This window comes from Streptomyces sp. NPDC093018 (genome assembly GCF_040684035.1).
GTDB lineage: Bacteria > Actinomycetota > Actinomycetes > Streptomycetales > Streptomycetaceae > Streptomyces > Streptomyces murinus.
In genome coordinates, this window is the sequence record NZ_JBFBFF010000019.1 from 143,524 (window position 1) to 164,313 (window position 20,790).

The window sequence follows — 20,790 nt, forward strand, 5'->3', positions numbered from 1 at the left end:
GTGACCCCCCTCTTCCCCCGGAGGCCCACCCATGCTCACCGACACCCTGCCCGTCACCGCCTGCGCCGAACTGCACCGGATCCTGCACGGCCCGTGCCCTCCCGAAAATCTCCGCAAGCCGCGCGCCGACACCGAGACCAACACCAACACCAACACCAACACCAGTGACGACGCCGACTCCCGCCCGTCCGGCGGCGCCCAACTGCTCCGGAAACTCGGCCTGATGGGTCAGGCCCTGCCCGCCCCGGAGAAGATCTTCGAGGACCCGGCGCGGCTCGCGGCCGTCCATGCCTGGGCCGCCGTCGCCGACCCGCCGCTGTGCCTGGCCGCGCTGGTGCACCACACGCTCTGCCTCGGCTCCATGGCCCAACTCGGTTCGGATCCAGCGTATCTGACGGAGCGTATGACGGCCCTGACCGCCGGCCGCGCCAAGGGCGTCTACCTGATCACCGAGGCAGGCCAGGCGAACAGCCATCTGGCGACCCGGACCCGTGCCGCGTACGACCCGGCCACCCGGGAGTTCGTCCTGGACACGCCGGACGCCGAGGCGGCCAAGTTCGGCAGCGCGGGCACGCCCGGCGTCCCCCAGACAGCGGTGGTGCTCGCCCGGCTGTTCACCGACGGCACCGACCGGGGGGTCTTCGGCTTCGTGGTCGACCTGACCGACCGCACGGGTCCGCTGCCCGGTGTCGAGCTGTCGTCGCCGATCGGCCTGGGCGCGCTGCCCCTGGACTACGTCCTCGTGCGGTTCCGGCGGCTGCGGGTGCCCGACGCCCACTGGCTGGCCGACGGAGCGGTCATCGGTGCGGACGGCACCTTCCACGACCCGGCCGGATCGGCCGAGCGCCGGCTCCAGCGCACCCTGCGGGTGGGTCAGGGGCTGTGGGCGCTCATGCCGGCCGTGGCCGCCGCGACCGCCCGCCAGTCCGCCGTACAGGCGGTCAACTACGCGCGGCAGCGCCGTACCCAGAGCCGGCTGGCGCCGGGCGTGCCACTGCTGTCGTACCGGACCCAGCAGCGCGCGGTCCTCGGCGCGCTGGCCGACGCCTTCGCGCTGACCTGCGCCGCGCACGGGGCGCGCGCCCTGTGGACGGAATCCCTCGGCGCGCCCTCGGCCGGCGACGACTCCGATGCGATGGGGTTTACTCCCTGGACGGCCGTCAACCGGCCGCTCGCCGCGTACAAGGCCGCCTCCGTACGGCTCGCCGCCGAGGTCAGCGCGGAATGCCAGCGCAGGTGCGGCTTCTCCGGTCATCTGGACGTCAACCGGCTGGCCGGGTACCACGGCTTCCACCACGCCTTCGACGCGGCGGGCGGGGACAGCCAGCTCATCCTGTACGACATCGGGCGCTCCCTGGTCGAGGAGAGCGCGGACGCGCCCGCCCCGACCGCGGGCGCGGCGGACGGCGCGGCGCGGCCCTCGGCCACCTCCCCCTCCTGGTGGCCGGAAATCGCCCGCACCCACCGGGCCGGGCTCGCCGCACACCTCGCGGCCCGACTGCGTGACGTGAAGCACGGCTCGCCGTTCGATGCCTGGAACCCGCTGCTGGAGGACGCGGGCCTCCTGGGCGAGCTGTACGCCGACGGCTTGATGGCCGAGGACGTCCTAAACGTGCTCGGCGAGGTACGCGACGCGAGCGCGCACGCCGTCCTGGGTTCGCTGGCCGCCCTGCACGGGGCCATGGCCGCCCGCCGCTGGTCCGCCTCGCTGCTCGCGCACGAGACCCTGCGGCCCGCGGACGTCCAGGCGCTCACCGATGTCATCGACCATCTCTGCGACGAACTGCGCCCCCATCTCCCCCTGCTCACCGAGGCGTTCGTGCACGGCGACGGGGCGACGGACGCCCCGCTGGCCGCGGCCGACTACAACGCCGCGCTGCGGGCCACGCTCACCTGGACCCGAGGAGCCATCACATGACGTACACCCGCCCCATCGGCGTCCTGGGCATGGGCACCTATCTGCCCTCCACGGTCCGCGGCAACGCGGAGGTGGCCGCGGGCGCCGGTGTCACACCGGAATGGATCAGCGAACGCACCGGCGTCCGTGAACGCCATGTCGCCGCCCCGGGCGAGGCCGCCTCCGACCTGGCGGCGCACGCGGTCCGTTCGGCGGTCCGGGCCGCCGGTCTCGACATGGCCGACATCGGCCTGCTGATCTGCGGCACCTCGACACCCGACGAGCTGGGCCCGGCCACCGCCTGCCGGATCCAGACGCTGACCGGGGCCGACCGCGCGGTCGCGCTCGACGTCAGCGCCGCCTGCTCGGGCTGGCTGTTCGCCGCCAAGGTGGCCCACGACTGGCTGCGTACGGCCGAGGAGGGCACCCGGTACGCGGTCGCCGTCGGTGTCGAGGCGTACTCCCGGTTCCTCGATCCGGCCGACCGGGGCACCGCCGTGCTGTTCGCCGACGGAGCGGCGGCCGCCGTACTCGGGCCGGTGGCCGAACCCGGGGGGTTCGCGCAGTTCAGCCTGGGCTCCGACGGCGCGCTCGCCGACCGGGTGCTCATTCCCGCGGGCGGCAGCCGCCGTCCGGCCAGCGCGGCCACACTCGCCGGGCGCGACCACTTCATCCGCATGGACGGCCGTGCCATCGGCCGGTTCATCACGGATGTCTTCCCCCGGCTGATCACCGACGCCCTCGACCGGGCGGGGCTGACGCTGGCGGACGTGGACTGTGTCGTCGCCCACCAGCCAAACCCCGTACTGCTGCGGCGGATCGGGGCCGACCTCGGCATCCCCGACGACCGCCTGGTGGTCGTCGGCGACGAGGTGGGCAACATCGGCGCCGCCAGCACGCCGTACGCCCTGGCGCGCGCCGTCGACACCCGGCCGCTGAAACCCGGCGACCGGATCCTGCTGGCCGCCTTCGGCGCCGGCATGACCTGGGGCAGCGCACTGCTCACCTGGAGCGGCGCGCCCACCGTCGCCGCGGACCCCGCGGCCGGCCCGCGATCCGTACCGTCCACCGACCGGACGGCCGAACGGTCCACCTCACAAGGAGCAGCCCGATGAACACCACGAACGCCGAGGGCCACTCGGTCAACGACACGAACCGCCCGACGAACGTCATGGACCTGTTCCGCCTGGACGACGCGCGCGCGTTGGTGACCGGCGCGTCCCGGGGCATCGGCAAGGCGGTCGCGGAGGCACTCGCCGACGCCGGATGCGATCTGGCACTGACCGCGCGGACCCTGCCCGCCCTGGAGGACACCGTGCGCGCCGTGGAGGAACGTGGCCGCAAGGCCGTCGTCCTGGACGGCGACCTCGCCCTGCCGGGTGTCGCCGAGGCGCTGGTCGACCGGGCGAGCGCGGCGCTGGGCGGCCTGGACATCGTCGTCCACAACGCGGGCACCCTGCCGACCGCGGCGGACGGCAGCCCCCTGATGGCCCCGCTCCAGCACGCCCGCCAGGAGGACTGGGAGGCGGTCGTCGCCGTCAATCTCAACGCCACGGCCGCGCTGTGCCGGGCGGCGTACCCGCACCTGGCCGAGTCCTCGCGCGCCAGTCTGATCCTGATGTCCTCGGCCGCCGGGATCGTCGGCGCCCCGATGATGGAGGCGTACGCCGCGACCAAGGCGGCCCAGATATCGCTGACGCGGAGTCTCGCGGTCGGCTGGGCACGGCAGGGGATCCGCGTCAACGCGCTGTGCCCCGGCTGGACCCGCACCGACATGACCGCCTTCGCCAGCGCGCCGGGCCCGGTGTCCGACTGGCTCACCAGCCATGTGCCGATGGGCCGTTGGGCCGATGCGGACGAGGTGGCCGGCGCCGCGCTGTTCCTCGCCGCCCCCGCCTCCTCCATCGTCACCGGGCACGCGCTCGTCGTGGACGGCGGACTGTCCGTCGCCGACGGCGGACTGGCCGGCCACCCCAAGCCCCCCTCGCCCTTCGCCGCGGAGTGAGTGGCCACCCGTGGACGAAACCCTCGACACTCCTGTGCGCCCACCGGTCCCCGGTTCGCCGGACGGCCCCACCGCCGTCATCACCGGCATCGGCGCCTGCCTCCCGCCGCGCGTGGTCGACAACGACACCGTGATCGCGCGCGGCGGACTGCGCACGGACGACGCCTGGATCAGGGAACGCACCGGCATCGCCCGCAGGCGCCACGCGGACGCCGGTACCAGCACCGGGGACCTCGCCGTCGGCGCCGGACGGGCGGCCCTCGCCTCCGCCGGGGACCGGCGCCCCCAGATGCTGCTGCTGGCCACCGGCACGCCCGACCACCCCTGCCCGGCCACCGCGCCCACCGTGGCGCACCGGCTCGGCCTGGACGGCATACCGGCGTTCGACCTCTCCGCGGTGTGCTCCGGCTTCCTGTACGCCCTGGCCATGGCGACCGCGCTGATCCGCGCCGGGACCTGCGCCACGGTGCTGGTGATCGCCTCGGACACCTACACCACCATCGTCAACCCGCTCGACCGGGAGACCGCGCCGATCTTCGGCGACGGCGCGGGCGCGGTCCTCGTCACCGCGGGCGACGCGGCCGAACCCGGCGCCGTGGGCGCCCTCGATCTGGGCTCCGACGGCAGCGGCGGCGATCTCATCACCATCCCCTACGGCGGCTCCCGGCACCCCCACCGGCTGCCCGGCACCGACCCGGACGGGCACTACTTCCGGATGCGGGGCCGCGCGGTCTACGCGCACGCGGTCCGCCGGATGACCCGGTCCGCCGAGTCCGCGCTCCGAGGGGCCGGCTGGGCACCGGAGACCGTACGGGCCTTCGTCGGCCACCAGGCCAATCAGCGCATCCTGGACTCGGTCGCGGACCGGCTGGGGATCGCGTCCGCCCACCGGTTCGGCAACATCGGGGAACTCGGCAACACCGCCGCCGCCTCCATCCCGCTGGTGCTGGCCGACCCTTCGGTCCACAAGTGTGTCGAACCGGGCGCACGCGCGCTGCTGACCGCGTTCGGCGGCGGACTCACCTGGGCCTCCGCCGCCCTCAACTGGCCCGATGTCACCCCCTTGTCCGAACGACCGCCGTCCGCCGACCACCCCTTCACATCGTCGAGGAGCGACTCGTGAACCGTGTCTACGACCGTCTTGTGACCCTGCTGCACAACAAGTTCGAGGTCCCCGCCGACCGCGTCGGGCCCACAGCCACCCTCGGCGAACTCGACCTGGACTCCCTTGCCGTGGTGGAGCTCTACGTCACCCTCCAGGAGGAGTGGAATATCGCCCTGGACGACTCGGCGGCGTCCGCGGAGCTGACCGTCGCCGAGGTCGCCCACTCGGTGAGCGAGCAACTGGCGCTGCCCACTGAGCCGGTGCCGCACGACGGCAGCGGACGGTGAGCGACCGGATCGCCGTCACCGGGCTCGGGCTGGTGGCCCCGGGCGGGATCGGAGTGGGCCCCACCTGGGAGCGCCTGTGCGCGGGCAGGCCTGCGGCACGCAGCGATCCCGCCCTGTACGACGGCCCGGTGACCATGTCGTGCCGCGTGCCCCCGCCGGACGCGCATCCCGGCCGGCTCTGGCGGTTCGACCCAGCCACCCGTTTTCTGCTCACCGCCGCCCAAGAGGCCCTGGCCGGCGCCGGTCTGGAGCCGGCGGAATGGGATCCGGCGCGGGTGGCGGTGGTCGTGGGCACGGCGGCGGGCGGGGTCGGCACGCTGGAGGCCCAGCACCGCAAGCTGCTCACCGCCGGTCACGGTGTCCTCTCGCCGATGACCCTGCCCGCGTTCCTGCCCAACATGGCGGCGGGCCAACTGGCCCTGGAACTGGGCGTAACGGGCCCCTCCCTGGGGACCTCCACGGCCTGCGCGTCGGGCGCCACGGCCGTCGTCACGGCCGCTCTGCTGCTGGCCTGCGGCGCCTGTGACATCGCCGTCGCCGCGGGGACCGACGCCATGGTGACCCCGCTGTGCGCGTCCGCGTTCGCCAAACTCGGCGCCCTGTCGCGCCGGGACCATGAACCCGAACGTGCCTCGCGCCCCTTCGACAAGGATCGCGACGGCTTCGTCCTGGGGGAGGGCTGCGGTGTGCTGCTCCTGGAGCGCGAGTCGCACGCACGGGCGCGCGGGGCCCTGCCGATGGCGCTGCTCACCGGCCACGGCAGCACCAGTGACGCCCACCATCCCACGGCGCCGCATCCCGAGGGGGCGGGGCTGCGGGCGGCCACCATGGCGGCCCTGGCAGCCGCGGGCGCGTGCCCCGAGGACGTCGACCACATCAACGCGCACGGGACGAGCACCCGCCTCAACGACGCGGCGGAGGCGGCCGTGATCAGGGACCTCTACCCCCGCAGGCCCCCCTCGGTCACCTCGGCCAAGGGCGTCCTCGGGCACACCATGGGAGCGGCGGGCGCCATCGAGGCCGCCGTCACCGTCCTGACCATCGCGCACGGGACCGTGCCGCCCACGGCGAACCATTCCGCCCCCGACGACACCACCGCCGGCCTGGACATCGTCACCCGCGCTCCCCGCGCGCAGGCCGTCCGCCTGGCCCTCAGCCACTCCCTGGGCTTCGGGGGCCACAACACGGTCCTCGCGTTCGCGGCGCCCTCGTACGCATGACGAGAAATCTTCGTACACGTGACGAGAAGTCTTCGTACACGTGACAAGGACCGTCGTACATACGACAAGGAAGGGAGAACACGCCCGAAGTCATGTCCTAAGAGACCGTCAACCGCGTGAACCCGGTATCCCGCCCCTGAGAGTGGGGCCCGCCCGGGACCGCTTGCCAAGGCCGCGTTCCGTCCTACGGTCTGACGCATGGCCGAAACCGGAGCTTCCCCACTCCCCTGCACGCCCCCGGCGCGCTCCCCGCTCTTCAGCGCCGAACAGTTCATGTGGCTCACCGCGCGCGTGCTGGAACAGCGCCTGTTCGCGTACCACTTCCTGCGCGGCGCCCCGGACGCGGTGGAGGCGGCGCTGGACGCCTATCGCAATGAGGACGGCGGGTACGGGCACGCCCTGGAGCCCGATCTGCGCGGACCGGTGAGCCAGCCCCTGCACACCGCGCACGCGCTGCGCGTCCTGGACGCCGTCGGGCGCTGCGGCGGGCAGCGCGTGGAGCGTGTGTGCCGCTATCTGACCTCCGTCTCCACGGCGGACGGCGCGCTGCCGACGGTCCATCCGAGCGGGCGCGGGTATCCGGCGGCGCCGCTCGTCCAGGGCTCTCCCACCGCCTCGGACACCCCCGCACCGACGGCCTCCCGCGGTTCGCTGGCGGCCACCGGTCCCGTGGTGGGGCTGCTGCACCGCAACGAGGTGTGGCACGCCTGGCTGTTCCGGGCCACCGACTTCTGCTGGCAGGCCGTCGCAAACCTGGAGCAGCCGCGTCCTTACGAGGTGCTGGCTGCCGTGGCCTTCCTGGACTCCGTTCCCGACCGCCCGCGCGCGGAGGCCGCCGCGGACCGGCTCGGCCGTCTGGTACGCGCACAGCGGCTCGCGGCACTGGGCCCGGACCGTCCGGCGGCGGGAGAGCGCCGGGTCCCCCCGCAGGTGGCGCACCGGGGTGACCCGGGGCCGGGTCCGCGCCACTTCCCGCACGACTTCGCCAAGAGCCCCGCCTCGCTCGCGCGCGCCTGGTTCACCGACGAGGAGATGGCCCGCTCCCTGGACCACCTGGCCGCCGGGCAGCAGGAGGACGGCGGCTGGCCGGTCCGGCGCCGACCCTGGGCACCGGTCCCCGCGTTCGAGGCGCGCGCCCTGACGACGATCGAGGCACTGTGCACGCTGCGGGCGTACGGCCGCTTCGTGGGCTGATCAGGTTCAAACGCGGTGCGGGTTCGGGTCCGATGCCGGTTCGGGTCCGATGCCGGTTTCGGTTCTGATGCCGGTTCGGGTCCGATGCGATGTACGACGGCTCAGCCGCCGAGGGCCCGGACGCCCGCCGTCACCAGTACGGCCGCGCCGACGACCACCAGGAACGGCGCCCGCAGCACCAGGGCCACGGCGGCCGCCCCGAGCCCCGCGGCCCTGGCGTCCAGCATCAGCGCGTGCCCCTGGGCGAACGTCTGCTGCGCGGTGAGCGCGGCGAGGAGGGCGACGGGCAGCAGCGCGGCGAGCCGCCGTACGAGGGGCCGCTCGATGACATGGGCCGGCACCAGCAGGCCGGCGAGCTTGACGGCGTAGCAGCCGAGCACGGTCAGACCGATCGCGATCCAGGTGTTCACCGGCCCTCCTCCATCGCCTCGGCCCTGGCCTCGGGGCTGCCCTTGGCCTTGCCCTTCGAGACCTTCTCCAGGTCCTGTGGGTCACGAGGCCCGCGCCGCCCGGACACGAACAGGGCGAGCGGCGCGGCCAGGGCTGCCGCCAGGACCGGCACGCCGGCCGGGAGCACGGGCAGCAGGCCGAGCCCCAGCAGCACCGCGAGGCCCGCGACCGCGCGTTCGGTGGACGTCTTCAGCATCGGCGCGAGCAGGGCCAGGAACACGGCGGGCCCTGCCGCGTCCAGCCCCCACGCGCGTGTGTCGCCAATGGCTTTGGCGCCCAGCGCGCCGAGCAGGGTGGTGAGGTTCCACAGCACGTAGAGGGTGACTCCGGTGACCGTGAAGCCGATCCGGGCGGCGCGCCGGGTCGGCTGCGCCAGGGTGACCGCCGTGGTCTCGTCGATCACCCACTGGGCGGCGAAGGGCCGCACCGCGCGCGGAAGGGCGAGGAGCTGGGAGAGACGCAGCCCGTAGAAGGCGTTGCGTACGCCCAGGAAGAAGGCCCCGGCCGCCGCGGTGTACGGGTTGCCTCCGGCGGCCAGCGCTCCGACCAGGGCGAACTGGGAGGCGCCGGTGAACACCAGGAGGCTGAGCGCGCAGGTCTGGAGGAGTCCGAGCCCGCCCCCGGCCGAGGTCACCCCGAAGGCGAACCCGGACAGTCCTACGGCGACGCCGACTCCGAGGGCGTCCCGTACGACCGCCGCGTCGGGCTTGGCCGCCCCGTCCGCCATGTCCACTGGTGCTGTCTGCTGCTGTGCCACGCCCGGAACGCTACGGGCGCACGTCAGTCCGCGTCTTGTACGTTCTTGCGCTCCCGTATGTCCGCACGCCCTTGTACCTCCGCACGCCCCCGTACCTCCGCGCGCCCGCGTACGACGTCGCGCTCCCGCTGGTAGGCGCCCGGGGGCACGCCGACGATCCGGGCGAAGTGACGGTTGAGGTGCGGCTGGTCGGTGAAGCCGACGGCGACGGCAGCCTCGGCGGGCCGGGTGCCGGTGTCCAGGAGGAGCCGCGCGCGCCGCACCCGGGCGTCGGTCAGCCAGGCGTGCGGTGGCATCCCGTAGCTGTCGCGGAAGGCCCGCAGCAGCGCGAACGGGCTGGTCCCGAGGTCGGTGGCGAGCCGCTCAAGGGTCGGCGGCTCGGCCATGCGTTCCTCCAGCACGGCCCGCGCGCGTGCCGCGATCCGGGCCCCGGCCGTGCGGGGCCGCCGCTCGGGCAGGGTGCCGCCGTTCAGCCGGAGCAGCCGTGTCACGGCGACCCGGAGCAGGGTGTCGGCGGCCAGCGCGTTGCCCTCCTCGGCGGCGCGGAGCACCTCGTGGACGAGGCGGACGGTCGCGGGGTCGTCGAGGACCGGGCTGACGAAGCCGGGGGCGCCGCGCAGGGTGCTGGTCTCCGCCGCTATCGCCGCCACCACCTCGGGCGCGGGGTAGACCGCGCCGTAGCGCCAGCCCTCCGGGACCCCGGCCCGGCCGGTGTGCGGGGTGTCCGGATTGACCAGCGCGAGGGCTCCCGCGCCCGCGCAGACGTCGGAGCCGCCGTGGTGGAACACCTCGACACCGTCGGCGATGGCGGCGATCACGAAGTTCTCGTGGGTGTGCCGGACGAAGGTCTTGTGGACGTACCGGGCGCGCAGCAGATCGACGCCGGGCAGTTCCTCGTAGCGCCAGTGCCGCGCCCGCTCCACCGCCCGCCCCGCCTGCCCCGCCCGGTCGCGGGTCGGGCGGTCACCCTGTCGTCCAGCCGTGCCTGCCATAGGCCCATTGTCCGCCGCGGCGGCCGCGTCCCGCCCCTCGCCCAACCCCGACGGCGGGGCATTTGCCCAGGTCAGCCCGATTGTCAGTGGTCGGGTGCAGGATGGACGCATGGTCAGCTCCGTACATCGGGCCCTCGACGGCTTCTCCCCCGCGACCCGCGGCTGGTTCACGGGGGCGTTCTCCGCGCCCACCGCGGCCCAGGCGGGCGCGTGGGGTGCCATCCAGGCGGGTTCGGATGTGCTGGTGGTCGCGCCGACCGGCTCCGGCAAGACGCTGGCCGCGTTCCTCGCCGCCCTGGACCAGCTGGCCGCGACCCCGCCCCCGGCCGACCCGCGAAAGCGCTGCCGGGTGCTGTACGTCTCGCCGCTGAAGGCCCTCGCGGTCGACGTCGAGCGCAATCTGCGCAGCCCGCTGACCGGCATCCGCCAGGAATCCGTCCGCCTCGGCCTGCCGGAACCCGAGGTCAAGGTCGGCATCCGCTCCGGCGACACCCCGCCCGCCGAGCGCCGCGCGCTGTCCACGCGGCCGCCGGACATCCTGATCACCACCCCCGAGTCGCTCTTCCTGATGCTGACCTCGGCCACCCGCGACGCGCTCACGGGCGTGGAGACGGTGATCCTGGACGAGGTGCACGCGGTCGCGGGCACCAAGCGCGGCGCGCATCTCGCGCTCACTCTGGAGCGCCTGGACGAACTGCTCCCCAAGCCGGCCCGCCGGATCGGCCTGTCCGCGACCGTGCGCCCGGTGGACGAGATCGCCCGCTATCTCTCGCCGCGCCGCAAGGTGGAGATCGTCCAGCCGGAGTCCGGCAAGGAGTTCGACCTCTCCGTGGTCGTACCGATCGAGGACATGGGCGAGCTGGGCGGCTCCCCGGCCACCGACGCGGCCGACGGCGGGGAGCGGCCGTCGATCTGGCCGCATGTGGAGGAGCGGATCGCCGATCTGGTCCAGTCGCACCGCTCCACCATCGTCTTCGCCAACTCCCGCCGCCTGGCCGAGCGCCTGTGCAACCGGCTCAACGAGATCGCCTACGAGCGCGCGACGGGCGAGCCGCTGGCCGAGCACCACTCCCCCGCCCAGCTGATGGGCGGCTCGGGCGCGGCCCAGGGCGCGCCCCCGGTGATCGCCCGGGCCCACCACGGCTCGGTGTCCAAGGAGCAGCGCGCACTGGTCGAGGAGGACCTGAAGGCGGGCCGGCTGCCCGCCGTGGTCGCCACCTCCAGCCTGGAGCTGGGCATCGACATGGGCGCCGTCGATCTCGTCGTCCAAGTGGAGTCGCCGCCCTCGGTGGCCTCCGGGCTCCAGCGTGTCGGCCGCGCCGGACACCAGGTGGGCGCCGTCTCCACCGGTGTGGTCTTCCCCAAGTACCGGGGCGATCTGGTGCAGGCGGCCGTGGTGACCGAGCGGATGCGTTCGGGCGCCATCGAGTCCCTGCGGGTGCCCGCGAACCCCCTGGACGTACTCGCCCAGCAGCTCGTCGCCATGACGGCCCTGGACACCTGGCAGTTCGACGACCTGCTCGCCCTGGTCCGCCGCGCGGCCCCCTTCGCCTCGCTCCCGGAATCGGCGTTCACCGCGGTCCTCGACATGCTCGCGGGCCGCTATCCCTCGGACGCGTTCGCGGAACTGCGCCCCCGGGTGGTGTGGGACCGCGTGGCCGGCACCGTCACCGGCCGCCCCGGTGCCCAGCGGCTGGCCGTCACCTCCGGCGGCACCATCCCGGACCGCGGTCTGTTCGGGGTCTTCCTCGTCGGCAGCGACCCCAAGAAGGGCGGCGGCCGGGTCGGCGAGCTGGACGAGGAGATGGTCTACGAGTCCCGGGTGGGCGACGTCTTCACCCTGGGCACGAGTTCCTGGCGTATCGAGGACATCACCCGCGACCGGGTCCTGGTCTCCCCCGCGCCGGGCGTGCCGGGCCGGCTGCCGTTCTGGAAGGGCGACCAGCTGGGCCGCCCGCTCGAACTGGGCCGCGCGGTGGGCGCGTTCCTGCGCGAGGTCGGCTCGCTGGACGAGGACGACGCCCGGCTGCGGCTGCTCGCCGCCGGACTGGACGCGTGGGCGGCGGACAACGTACTGGCGTATCTGCGGGAGCAGCGCGAGGCCTGCGGCCATGTTCCGGACGACCGTACGATCGTCGTGGAGCGCTTCCGCGACGAACTGGGCGACTGGCGGGTCGTCGTCCACTCCCCGTTCGGCGCCCAGGTGCACGCCCCCTGGGCGCTCGCGCTCGGCGCCCGGCTGTCCGAGCGGTACGGCATGGACGCCCAGGTGATGCACGCCGACGACGGCATCGTGCTGCGGCTGCCCGACGCCGACCTGTTGAGCCTGGACCTGCTCGACCAGGAGCCCATGAAGCCGGGCGCGCCCTTCCATGCGGACAGCGAGCAGCCGCCCGTGGGCGCGGCGGACGTCGCCTTCGACAAGGGCGAGGTCGACCAGGTGGTCACCGAACAGGTCGGCGGCTCGGCCCTGTTCGCCTCCCGGTTCCGCGAGTGCGCCGCGCGCGCCCTGCTGTTGCCGCGCCGCAGCCCGGGCAAGCGCACCCCGCTGTGGCAGCAGCGTCAGCGCGCGTCCCAACTGCTCCAGGTGGCGAGCGAGTTCGGCTCGTTTCCGATCGTCCTGGAGGCGGTGCGCGAATGTCTCCAGGACGTCTTCGACGTGCCGGGCCTGGCCGAGCTGATGGGCGACATCGAGTCCCGCAAGGTGCGCCTGGTCGAGGTCACCACCCCGGAGCCGTCCCCCTTCGCCCGTTCCCTCCTGTTCGGGTATGTCGCCCAGTTCCTGTACGAGGGCGATTCCCCGCTGGCCGAGCGCCGGGCCGCCGCGCTCTCCCTGGACTCCCATCTGCTGGCCGAACTGCTCGGCCAGGCGGAGCTGCGCGAACTGCTCGACGCCGAGGTGCTGACCGAGCTGGAGCGCGAACTCCAGTGGCTCACGGAGGACCGCCGGATCAAGGACGTGGAGGGCGTGGCCGATGTGCTGCGGCTGCTCGGCCCGCTCACCGAGGCCGAATTGGTCGCGCGGGGCGCCGATCCGCACTGGGTGCGGGAGCTGGCCGGGGCCCGCCGGGCGATCAAGGTCCGGATCTCCGGCGCCGACCACTGGGCGGCGATCGAGGACGCGGGCCGGCTGCGCGACGCGCTCGGCACCGCGCTGCCCGTCGGTGTCCCGGAGGCCTTCACCGAACCGGTCAAGGACCCCCTGGGCGACCTCCTCGCGCGCTATGCCCGTACGCACGGCCCGTTCACCTCGGCCACCGCCGCCGACCGCTTCGGCCTGGGCGTCGCGATCACCGACGGCGCCCTCCAGCGGCTCGCCGCGAGCGGCCGGGTGGTGCAGGGCGAGTTCCATCCGGCGGGCATCGGCCAGGAGTGGTGCGACGCCACGGTGCTACGGCGTCTGCGCCGCCGCTCCCTGGCGGCCCTGCGGCACGAACTGGAGCCCGTACCGCCCGCCGCGCTCGGCCAGTTCCTGCCGCAGTGGCAGCACATCGGCAAGGGACACGGGCTGCGCGGTGTGGACGGACTGGTGCGCGCGATCGAGCAGTTGCAGGGCGCCTCGGTGCCCGCCTCCGCGCTGGAGAAGCTGGTCCTGCCGTCCCGGGTGGCGAACTACACGCCGTCGATGCTGGACGAGTTGACCGCGGCCGGCGAAGTGGTGTGGGCCGGCGCGGGCGCGCTGCCCGGCAAGGACGGCTGGGTCTGCCTCTATCTGGCGGACGCGGCACCGCTGTTGCTCCCACCACCGCTCCCGCTGGAGCCGACCGCGCTCCACCAGTCCGTCCTGGACGCACTGTCCGGTGGCTACGGCCTGTTCTTCCGGCAGATCGCCGACCAGGTCCGCGCCACCACGCATCCCGACGCCACCGATCCCCAACTGGCCGACATCCTCTGGGACCTGGCCTGGTCGGGCCGGCTCACCAATGACACGCTGGCGCCGATGCGTTCCCTGCTGGGCTCGGGCCGTACGGCGGGTTCGACGGCCCACCGCGCCAAACGCGCCGTGCCGCGCGGACGCTACGGCTCCCTCACGGCCGCGGCGCGTACGGCCTCCCGTACCGGCCCGCCGACCGTCGCGGGGCGCTGGTCCCTGCTGCCCGCGGCCGAGCCCGACCCCACGGTGCGGGCGCACGCGCTGGCCCGCACCCTGCTGGACCGGCACGGCGTGGTGACCCGGGGCGCGGTCGCCGCGGAGGGCGTGGCAGGCGGCTTCTCGGCGGTGTACCGAGTGCTGTCCGCCTTCGAGGACAGCGGCCAGGCCAGACGCGGTTATGTGGTCGAGGGGCTCGGCGCGGCCCAGTTCGCCATGGACGGCGCGGTGGACCGGCTGCGCGCGGTGTCCAACGCGCGGGACCGGGGCGAGTCCCTGCCCGCCCCGGCGGGCGGCTTCCCGGCACCCGCTTTCACCGACCCGAACGGCTTCCCGGGCATCGACGGCGGCCCGCACGGCCGCAGCCCGTCCCCTTCCGGCGCCGACGCGGGCTTCGCCCACCCCGGTCTCGACGGCGACTTCACCTGGCCGCCGGCCGACCCCGGCGGCCATGACTCTCCCCGCGACCTCGCCGACCCCTTCTCCGCCCCCGGCTACGGCGGCCCTCGGGGCGGCGGGGGCGCCACCGGCCACGGCTCGGGCTCCCCCTGGAAAGACCGGGGCCCGCAGCCAAGCCGCGGCCGGGACCGTTCCCCCGACGCCCGTGCCGTCGTCCTCGCCGCGGCCGACCCGGCGAACGCCTACGGCGCGGCCCTGTCCTGGCCCGAGCCACCGACCGGCGCCGGACACAAACCGGGCCGCAAGGCGGGTTCCCTGGTCGTCCTGGTGGAGGGCGAGCTGACCCTGTACATGGAGCGCGGCGGCAAGACCCTCCTGGCCTGGCCGATCACCCCGGACACCGCGGCCATGGACGACCCCCGACTGCGAACCGCCGCCGAAGCCCTGGCCACCGCCGCTCGCGCCGGCTCCCTCGGCACGGTCACCGTCGAACGGATCAACAACACCCCGGCCCTGACCTCCCCCATAGGCACCCTGCTGGAATCGGCGGGCTTCGTGGCCACACCACGGGGGCTGCGCCTGAGAGCGTGAGCCGGAGCACGCGACGGGGCTCAAGACCGGGCGCGCCGGCCGACCTCCAGCCGCGCCGCCCGGCCAGGACGGACGGACTTCCCGGGCATGACGCCCGGAGCGGGCGCCACCGCCACACCGAGGCATCGCGGCGCGGGTCCGCCCCGCCCCGCCGCCGCGCCGAGGCACCAGGCCGGGGCCCGCCCTGCCCCGGGGCCTCCACCCATCCCGCCAACCCTCGCACCCCGCCTTCATCGATGCTCTGCCGACCACCCCGGCGGGCCCTCTCGCGCCCCCGCTCCCCCACGCCCGCCCCGCGAACGGACCGACCCCTCACACCGCACGCCCTCCCAGGTCCGGCCCCTCACACCCCACGCCGTCCCGGGTCCGGCACCTCACACGCCACCCCCTCCCACCCCCTCTCGGACCGCCCCACACCCCCTCGGGCCCGCCCCCCTCCACCAGGCCGCCCCCACTCCCGTCACCGCCCCCTGCCGACGCCCTCCCCCATCCACCCACCTCCCCCCATGGCACCCTTGACCCATGCCCGAAGGAGACACGGTCTGGCAGGCCGCGCGGCGGTTGCATGAGGCGCTCGCGGGTGAGGTGCTGATCCGTAGCGACTTCCGGGTGCCGAAGTACGCGACCGTCGATCTCACCGGCCGCCGGGTGCTGAGCACGGTTCCGCGCGGCAAACATCTGCTCACCCGGTTCGAGGGCGGCCTGACCCTGCACACGCATCTGCGCATGGAGGGCGCGTGGAAGGTGTACGACGCGGGCGAGCGCTGGCGCGGCGGCCCCGGGCACCAGATCCGCGTGATCCTCGGCACCGACCACCGCACGGCCGTCGGCTACCGCCTCCAAGTTCTCGAACTGCTGCGCAGCACCGAGGAGGAGCAGGTGGTGGGCCACCTCGGCCCCGATCTGCTCGGCCCCGGCTGGGACCCCGAACTCGCGCTGGCCAATCTGCGCACGGACCCCGCCCGTCCCCTCGGCGAGGCCCTGCTCGACCAGCGCAATCTGGCCGGGATCGGCAACATCTACAAGAGCGAGCTGTGCTTCCTGCTCGGCGCCACCCCCTGGCTGCCCGTCGGCGCGCTCCCCGCCGACCGCGCCGCGAAGCTGCCCGGCCTCGCACACCGGTTGCTGGAGGCCAACCGCGACCGCCCGGTCCGCCGGACCACGGGCCTGCGCCACCAGGACCTCTTCGTGTACGGCCGCGCACCCCGCCCCTGTCTGCACTGCCAGACCCCGATCCGCGTGGCCGATCAGGGCGACGGCTCCCAGGACCGCCCCACCTACTGGTGCCCCACCTGCCAGACCGGCCCCGCCCCGGCGCCGGGCGCCCCCCAGCGCTGGCGTGAGCGACATCGTCGTACCCCCACCTGACGCACCCGCCGAACCCGACGGCTCACGGGCCGGGGACTTCCCCCGAACGCCCTTGCGAAGACAGCCTGTCGGCATCGACACCGGTACCGGCAGCGGTCTCCCCCGCCCGCCATGCCGCCGCCCACCGCCCCGGGGCCAGCTCCCCCTCCGCCTTCCCCTTGGGCGCGCAGTGCACCGGCAGCACGCTGAGCCCCCATCCGCCCGCCGCGACGGCGGCCTCCAGCACGCCCGCGCCCTGCCCGAGGGCGAGCCGCAGCACGGCCCACCACCAGACCGCGCCGCATGCCAGCGCCAGCGTCCGGCGCACCGCCCGCCCCGTCATGCCCGCCACCTCCCGCCGGACGCCGGCTCGCACCCGCTGCCCGACGGCACCGGCGGACGCTACGCGTTCTCCGCCTGGAACATCCAGTGATGCTTCTCCAGGTCGGCGGTTATCGCGATGAAGATGTCCTGGGACACCGGGTCCGGCTCCTCGGTCGCGTGCACGCGCTCCCGCATCCGGGTGATGACGGAGCCGAGGGCGTCCACCATCGCACCGACCGCGTCCCCGTCCTTGATCCATCCGGACGGAGTCGTTTTGATGCCGCTGGTCGAGGAAACGGTGGCGGCGCGGCCGTCCGGCGGGACGCCCAGTGCCGAGGCGCGCTCGGCCACCGTGTCGGAGTGGGTGCGGGCGGAGGCGACGACCTCGTCCAGTTGGAGGTGGACGGAGCGGAAGCGGGGCCCGACGACGTTCCAGTGGATCTGCTTGGCGACCAGGGACAGGTCCACCAGATCGACCAGCGCGCCTTGCAGCGCCTCGGCCACGGTCTTCAGGTCCGCGTCGGCCAACGGGCTCTTCACGACGTACATCCGCTTCCTCCGGCGCTCCTGCGGCCCTCACGGCCGACATGTCCCTCCACCATGACCGCCCCACCGGGACCCGGCAAACGGACGCACAGGAGCGCATACATACACACATACGGATGTACAGCACCAGGCGCATACGGGCGCACAGCACGAGGCCCCGGCCACGCTCCCCGGGGATCTTCCCGAGAAGCCCGGCCGGGGCCTCGTCCATGTCTGGCTGTGTCTGGCTGTGCCCGTCGGGCGCGGCGCCGCGTCTGTCAGGCGGCGACCACGTCCACCGCCTTCGCGGGTGCCTTGATGGTCACCCGTTCCGGTGGCACACCGGTCACCGAGACGGAACCCAGCATCGGACGGACCGGCGTGGGTACGGGCTCGGTGGCCGCGGCGGACTGGGCCAGCTCGGCGAGCGCCAGTTCGTCGCTCACTTCACGCATGAGTTCCGACATCCGTACGTCCAGCGCGTCGCAGATGGCGGAGAGCAGCTCGGAGGAAGCCTCCTTCTGCCCCCGCTCCACCTCGGAGAGATAGCCGAGTGAGACTCGGGCGGACGAGGAGACTTCGCGCAGAGTACGGCCCTGGCGTTGGCGCTGCCGACGCAGCACGTCACCCAGCAGGCGACGGAGCAGAATCATCGGTGGCTCCCTCCTCGGACCGCGTAGCCGCATCCTTCACGCCCCACCGTACCGCCTCGCGCTGCGGCCGTGCGGGGAGCGATGTCGTGTTCACTCAGGGCTGCAAACATCAAAACCCCCCGTTCCGTTCCGTATCCTGTGCCCGCTCATTTCCGAACTGTTCGCCCGCGATCCGCTCCAGCAGCAGTGCGAGTACGCTCCGTACACTCTCTCTACGGATTTCCGTACGGCTGCCGTTCAACCGCAGGGCCTCCACTTTTCCGCCACCGGCGGAAGGCGGGGCCGGCGTCAGCGGTCCGTCAGCGGCCACGAAGACCGTGCCGACCGGCTGGCCGTCCTGCGGGTCGGGGCCGGCGACCCCGGTGGTCGCGATGCCCCAGTCGGCATCCAGAGCCTTGCGTACCCCGGCCGCCATCTGGGCCGCGACCTGCGGGTCCACCGCTCCGCGCCGCTCCAGCAGGGCGGCGTCGACGCCCAGCAGCCGGTGCTTGAGTTCCGTGGCGTAGGCGGTGACCGAGCCCCGGAACACCTTGGAGGCTCCAGGCACCGCGGTGATCTCCGCCGCCACCAGGCCACCCGTGAGCGACTCGGCGACCGCGAGGGTCTCGCCCCTCACTGTCAGTAGTCGCACCAGTTCGGTGGCCGGGGAACTCACGCTTTCGTCTCCTCCAACGCCGCCGCGCGCTCGGCGATTCCCTGCCTGCGCAGCACAATGGCTTGTCTTACGTAGTCGAGGCCGGTGACAACGGTCAGGACGACCGCCGCGGCCATCACCCAGAACCGGAGTGTGGCCAGCCATCCGGTGAGCGCCAGCACATACATGCCGACGGCCACGCCCTGGGTCAGGGTCTTCAGCTTGCCGCCGCGGCTGGCCGGGATCACGCCGTAGCGAATGACCAGAAAACGCATCAGGGTGATGCCCAGTTCCCGGCCGAGGATCACGATCGTCACCCACCACGGCAGATCGCCGAGGGAGGACAGACAGATCAGCGCCGCCCCCATGATCGCCTTGTCGGCGATGGGGTCGGCGATCTTGCCGAAGTCGGTGACCAGGTTGTAGGTGCGCGCGAGATGACCGTCGAACAGGTCGGTGATCATGGCGATGGCGAAGGCCGCCCAGGCCAGCGAGCGCCAGGCCGGGTCGTAGCCGCCGTCCGCCAGCATCAGCGCCACGAAGCCGGGCACCAGGACCAGCCGGAGCATGGTCAGCAGGTTGGCGACGTTCCACACACTCGCCTGGTTGACCGCAGCGGCCGTGATCTTGCCGCCGCGCGCGGGCCTGCCCTCGGCCGTGGCCTCGGCACCGGCGGCGGACCGGCCGGCAGCGGACTCGCCGCCGGAAGCGGACCGGCCGGGCGCGGCCTCACCGGGAGCGGACGCGGAACCGGAGACCTCGGACGCAACGCCGTCGGCAGCGGCGGCGGTGCCCCGTGCGCCCTGCGCGCCGGAGGAGCCGCCCGCGGCGGATGCCGGGACTCCGGTCATCTGCCCGCCTCCTCACTACACGCGAGCGAGCCGGTCAGCGGCTCGGCCACCAGGTCGACACCCTCCGTACCGACCACCTTCGCCTCGACCATACGTCCCACGGCGAGGCCCTCGCCGCTCGTGAGCAGCACCTGGCCGTCGGTCTCGGGCGCCTGGTGCGCGGCGCGGCCGTACACACCCTCTTCCTCGTCCACCGACTCGACCATGACGTGCACGCTCTCGCCGACGCGCTCCTCGGCGCGCTGCGAGACCAGCTCCTCGGCCAGCCGGGAGATGTGGGCCAGCCGCTCGGCCACGACGTCCTCGTCCAGCTTGTTGTCGTACGTGGCCGCCTCGGTGCCCTCCTCGTCCGAGTAGCCGAAGACACCGATCGCGTCCAGGCGGGCGCCGGTCAGGAAGCGCTCCAGCTCGGCGAGGTCCGCCTCGCTCTCGCCGGGGAAGCCGACGATGAAGTTGGAGCGCACACCGGCCTGGGGGGCCTTGGAGCGGATGGTGTCGAGCAGCTCCAGGAAGCGGTCGGTGTCACCGAAGCGGCGCATGGAGCGCAGCACGGCGGGCGCCGAGTGCTGGAAGGAGAGGTCGAAGTACGGCGCGATCTTGGGCGTCGAGGTCAGTACGTCGATCAGTCCGGGGCGCATCTCGGCCGGCTGGAGGTAGCTCACCCGGACCCGCTCGATGCCGTCGATCCCGGCCAGTTCGGGCAGCAGGGACTCCAGCAGGCGGATGTCGCCGAGGTCCTTGCCGTACGACGTGTTGTTCTCGGAGACCAGCATGATCTCCTTCACGCCCTGCTCGGCCAGCCAGCGCGACTCGTTGAGCACATCGCTGGGGCGGCGGGAGATGAAGGAGCCGCGGAAGGACGGGATGGCGCAGAAGGAGCAGCGCCGGTCGCAGCCGGAGGCGAGCTTCACCGAGGCGACCGGGGCGCCGTCCAGCCGGCGGCGCAGGGGCGCGCGGGGGCCGGAGGCGGGCGCCAGGCCCTCGGGCAGATCGGTGGGGCCGTGGCCGGGCAGCGCGACCGAGACGGCCGAGTCCTGGCGCTCGGCCGGGCTGATCGGCAGCAGCTTGCGGCGGTCCCGCGGGGTGTGCGAGGCGTGCACCCCGCCGGACAGGATGGTCTGGAGGCGGTCGGAGATGTCGGCGTAGTCGTCGAAGCCGAGCACACCGTCGGCCTCGGGCAGCGCCTCGGCCAGTTCCTTGCCGTACCGCTCGGCCATGCAGCCCACCGCCACGACGGCCTGGGTTCTGCCATGGCCCTTGAGGTCGTTGGCCTCCAGGAGGGCGTCGACGGAGTCCTTCTTGGCGGCCTCGACAAAGCCACAGGTGTTCACGACGGCGACGTCGGCGTCCTCGGCGTCCTCGACCAGCTGCCAGCCGTCCGCCTCCAAACGGCCTGCGAGCTCCTCGGAATCCACCTCGTTACGAGCGCAGCCGAGAGTGACGAGTGCGACGGTACGGCGTTCAGGCAT

18 protein-coding genes are annotated in these 20,790 nt (G+C 73.8%); 9 read left to right on the plus strand and 9 right to left on the minus strand.

Annotation, left to right across the window (positions count from 1 at the left end; all coding sequences use genetic code 11):
* The first annotated feature begins 31 nt into the window (after positions 1–31).
* From AB0N90_RS31965 to AB0N90_RS31995, 7 genes are all read left to right on the plus strand, one after another.
* Positions 32–1,918, plus strand: coding sequence for an acyl-CoA dehydrogenase (locus tag AB0N90_RS31965; RefSeq protein ID WP_365202480.1), 1,887 nt, complete (start codon positions 32–34; stop codon positions 1,916–1,918).
* Positions 1,915–3,012 carry a ketoacyl-ACP synthase III gene (locus tag AB0N90_RS31970; protein WP_361677580.1) on the plus strand — a complete coding sequence of 366 codons (1,098 nt, stop codon included), beginning with the start codon at positions 1,915–1,917 and terminating at the stop codon, positions 3,010–3,012. The genes AB0N90_RS31965 and AB0N90_RS31970 overlap by 4 nt, the downstream gene beginning before the upstream one ends.
* Positions 3,009–3,902: an SDR family NAD(P)-dependent oxidoreductase gene (locus tag AB0N90_RS31975; RefSeq protein ID WP_365202482.1), complete on the plus strand. Its 894-nt coding sequence runs from the start codon at positions 3,009–3,011 to the stop codon at positions 3,900–3,902. Before AB0N90_RS31970 ends, AB0N90_RS31975 begins: the two co-directional genes overlap by 4 nt.
* A gap of 10 nt (positions 3,903–3,912) precedes the next feature.
* Entirely contained in the window at positions 3,913–5,025 is a 1,113-nt protein-coding gene (locus AB0N90_RS31980; RefSeq protein ID WP_365202483.1) for a beta-ketoacyl-ACP synthase III, read from the plus strand.
* On the plus strand, positions 5,022–5,294 hold the full coding sequence (locus AB0N90_RS31985) for an acyl carrier protein (protein WP_365202484.1): 273 nt from the start codon (positions 5,022–5,024) through the stop codon (positions 5,292–5,294). The genes AB0N90_RS31980 and AB0N90_RS31985 overlap by 4 nt, the downstream gene beginning before the upstream one ends.
* Complete coding sequence (locus tag AB0N90_RS31990; protein WP_365202486.1) at positions 5,291–6,514, plus strand: beta-ketoacyl-[acyl-carrier-protein] synthase family protein; 1,224 nt, start codon at positions 5,291–5,293, stop codon at positions 6,512–6,514. The genes AB0N90_RS31985 and AB0N90_RS31990 overlap by 4 nt, the downstream gene beginning before the upstream one ends.
* A 198-nt stretch (positions 6,515–6,712) precedes the next feature.
* Positions 6,713–7,708, plus strand: coding sequence for a hypothetical protein (locus tag AB0N90_RS31995; RefSeq protein ID WP_365202488.1), 996 nt, complete (start codon positions 6,713–6,715; stop codon positions 7,706–7,708).
* 101 nt (positions 7,709–7,809) lie between these two features.
* On the opposite strand, the gene AB0N90_RS32000 is transcribed toward AB0N90_RS31995, so the two are convergent.
* Genes AB0N90_RS32000 through AB0N90_RS32010 form a run of 3 tightly spaced genes read right to left on the minus strand, consistent with a single transcriptional unit; the run spans position 7,810 to position 9,907 of the window.
* Entirely contained in the window at positions 7,810–8,118 is a 309-nt protein-coding gene (locus AB0N90_RS32000) for an AzlD domain-containing protein (RefSeq protein ID WP_361677562.1), read from the minus strand.
* A complete protein-coding gene (locus AB0N90_RS32005) occupies positions 8,115–8,885 on the minus strand; it encodes an AzlC family ABC transporter permease (protein ID WP_365202511.1) in 771 nt (256 codons plus the stop codon). Before AB0N90_RS32005 ends, AB0N90_RS32000 begins: the two co-directional genes overlap by 4 nt.
* 53 nt (positions 8,886–8,938) lie before the next feature.
* Entirely contained in the window at positions 8,939–9,907 is a 969-nt protein-coding gene (locus AB0N90_RS32010; protein WP_365202489.1) for an AraC family transcriptional regulator, read from the minus strand.
* A gap of 109 nt (positions 9,908–10,016) precedes the next feature.
* Here AB0N90_RS32010 and AB0N90_RS32015 point away from each other — a divergent pair, with 109 nt between their 5' ends.
* A complete protein-coding gene (locus AB0N90_RS32015) occupies positions 10,017–14,987 on the plus strand; it encodes an ATP-dependent helicase (protein ID WP_365202491.1) in 4,971 nt (1,656 codons plus the stop codon).
* A 522-nt stretch (positions 14,988–15,509) separates the two neighbouring features.
* On the plus strand, positions 15,510–16,355 hold the full coding sequence (locus AB0N90_RS32020; protein ID WP_365202492.1) for a DNA-formamidopyrimidine glycosylase family protein: 846 nt from the start codon (positions 15,510–15,512) through the stop codon (positions 16,353–16,355).
* A gap of 22 nt (positions 16,356–16,377) precedes the next feature.
* On the opposite strand, the gene AB0N90_RS32025 is transcribed toward AB0N90_RS32020, so the two are convergent.
* From AB0N90_RS32025 to rimO, 6 genes are all read right to left on the minus strand, one after another.
* Complete coding sequence (locus tag AB0N90_RS32025; RefSeq protein WP_365202494.1) at positions 16,378–16,677, minus strand: hypothetical protein; 300 nt, start codon at positions 16,675–16,677, stop codon at positions 16,378–16,380.
* 59 nt (positions 16,678–16,736) lie between these two features.
* Positions 16,737–17,207 carry a DNA starvation/stationary phase protection protein gene (locus tag AB0N90_RS32030; protein ID WP_361677547.1) on the minus strand — a complete coding sequence of 157 codons (471 nt, stop codon included), beginning with the start codon at positions 17,205–17,207 and terminating at the stop codon, positions 16,737–16,739.
* 254 nt (positions 17,208–17,461) lie between these two features.
* A complete protein-coding gene (locus tag AB0N90_RS32035) occupies positions 17,462–17,836 on the minus strand; it encodes a helix-turn-helix transcriptional regulator (RefSeq protein ID WP_070026017.1) in 375 nt (124 codons plus the stop codon).
* Between the two features lie 109 nt (positions 17,837–17,945).
* A complete protein-coding gene (locus tag AB0N90_RS32040; protein ID WP_365202496.1) occupies positions 17,946–18,491 on the minus strand; it encodes a CinA family protein in 546 nt (181 codons plus the stop codon).
* Positions 18,488–19,321, minus strand: a complete 834-nt coding sequence (gene pgsA / locus AB0N90_RS32045) for a CDP-diacylglycerol--glycerol-3-phosphate 3-phosphatidyltransferase (RefSeq protein ID WP_365202498.1) — start codon at positions 19,319–19,321, stop codon at positions 18,488–18,490. The genes AB0N90_RS32040 and pgsA overlap by 4 nt, the downstream gene beginning before the upstream one ends.
* Positions 19,318–20,790 carry a 30S ribosomal protein S12 methylthiotransferase RimO gene (gene rimO / locus AB0N90_RS32050; protein WP_365202499.1) on the minus strand — a complete coding sequence of 491 codons (1,473 nt, stop codon included), beginning with the start codon at positions 20,788–20,790 and terminating at the stop codon, positions 19,318–19,320. Before rimO ends, pgsA begins: the two co-directional genes overlap by 4 nt.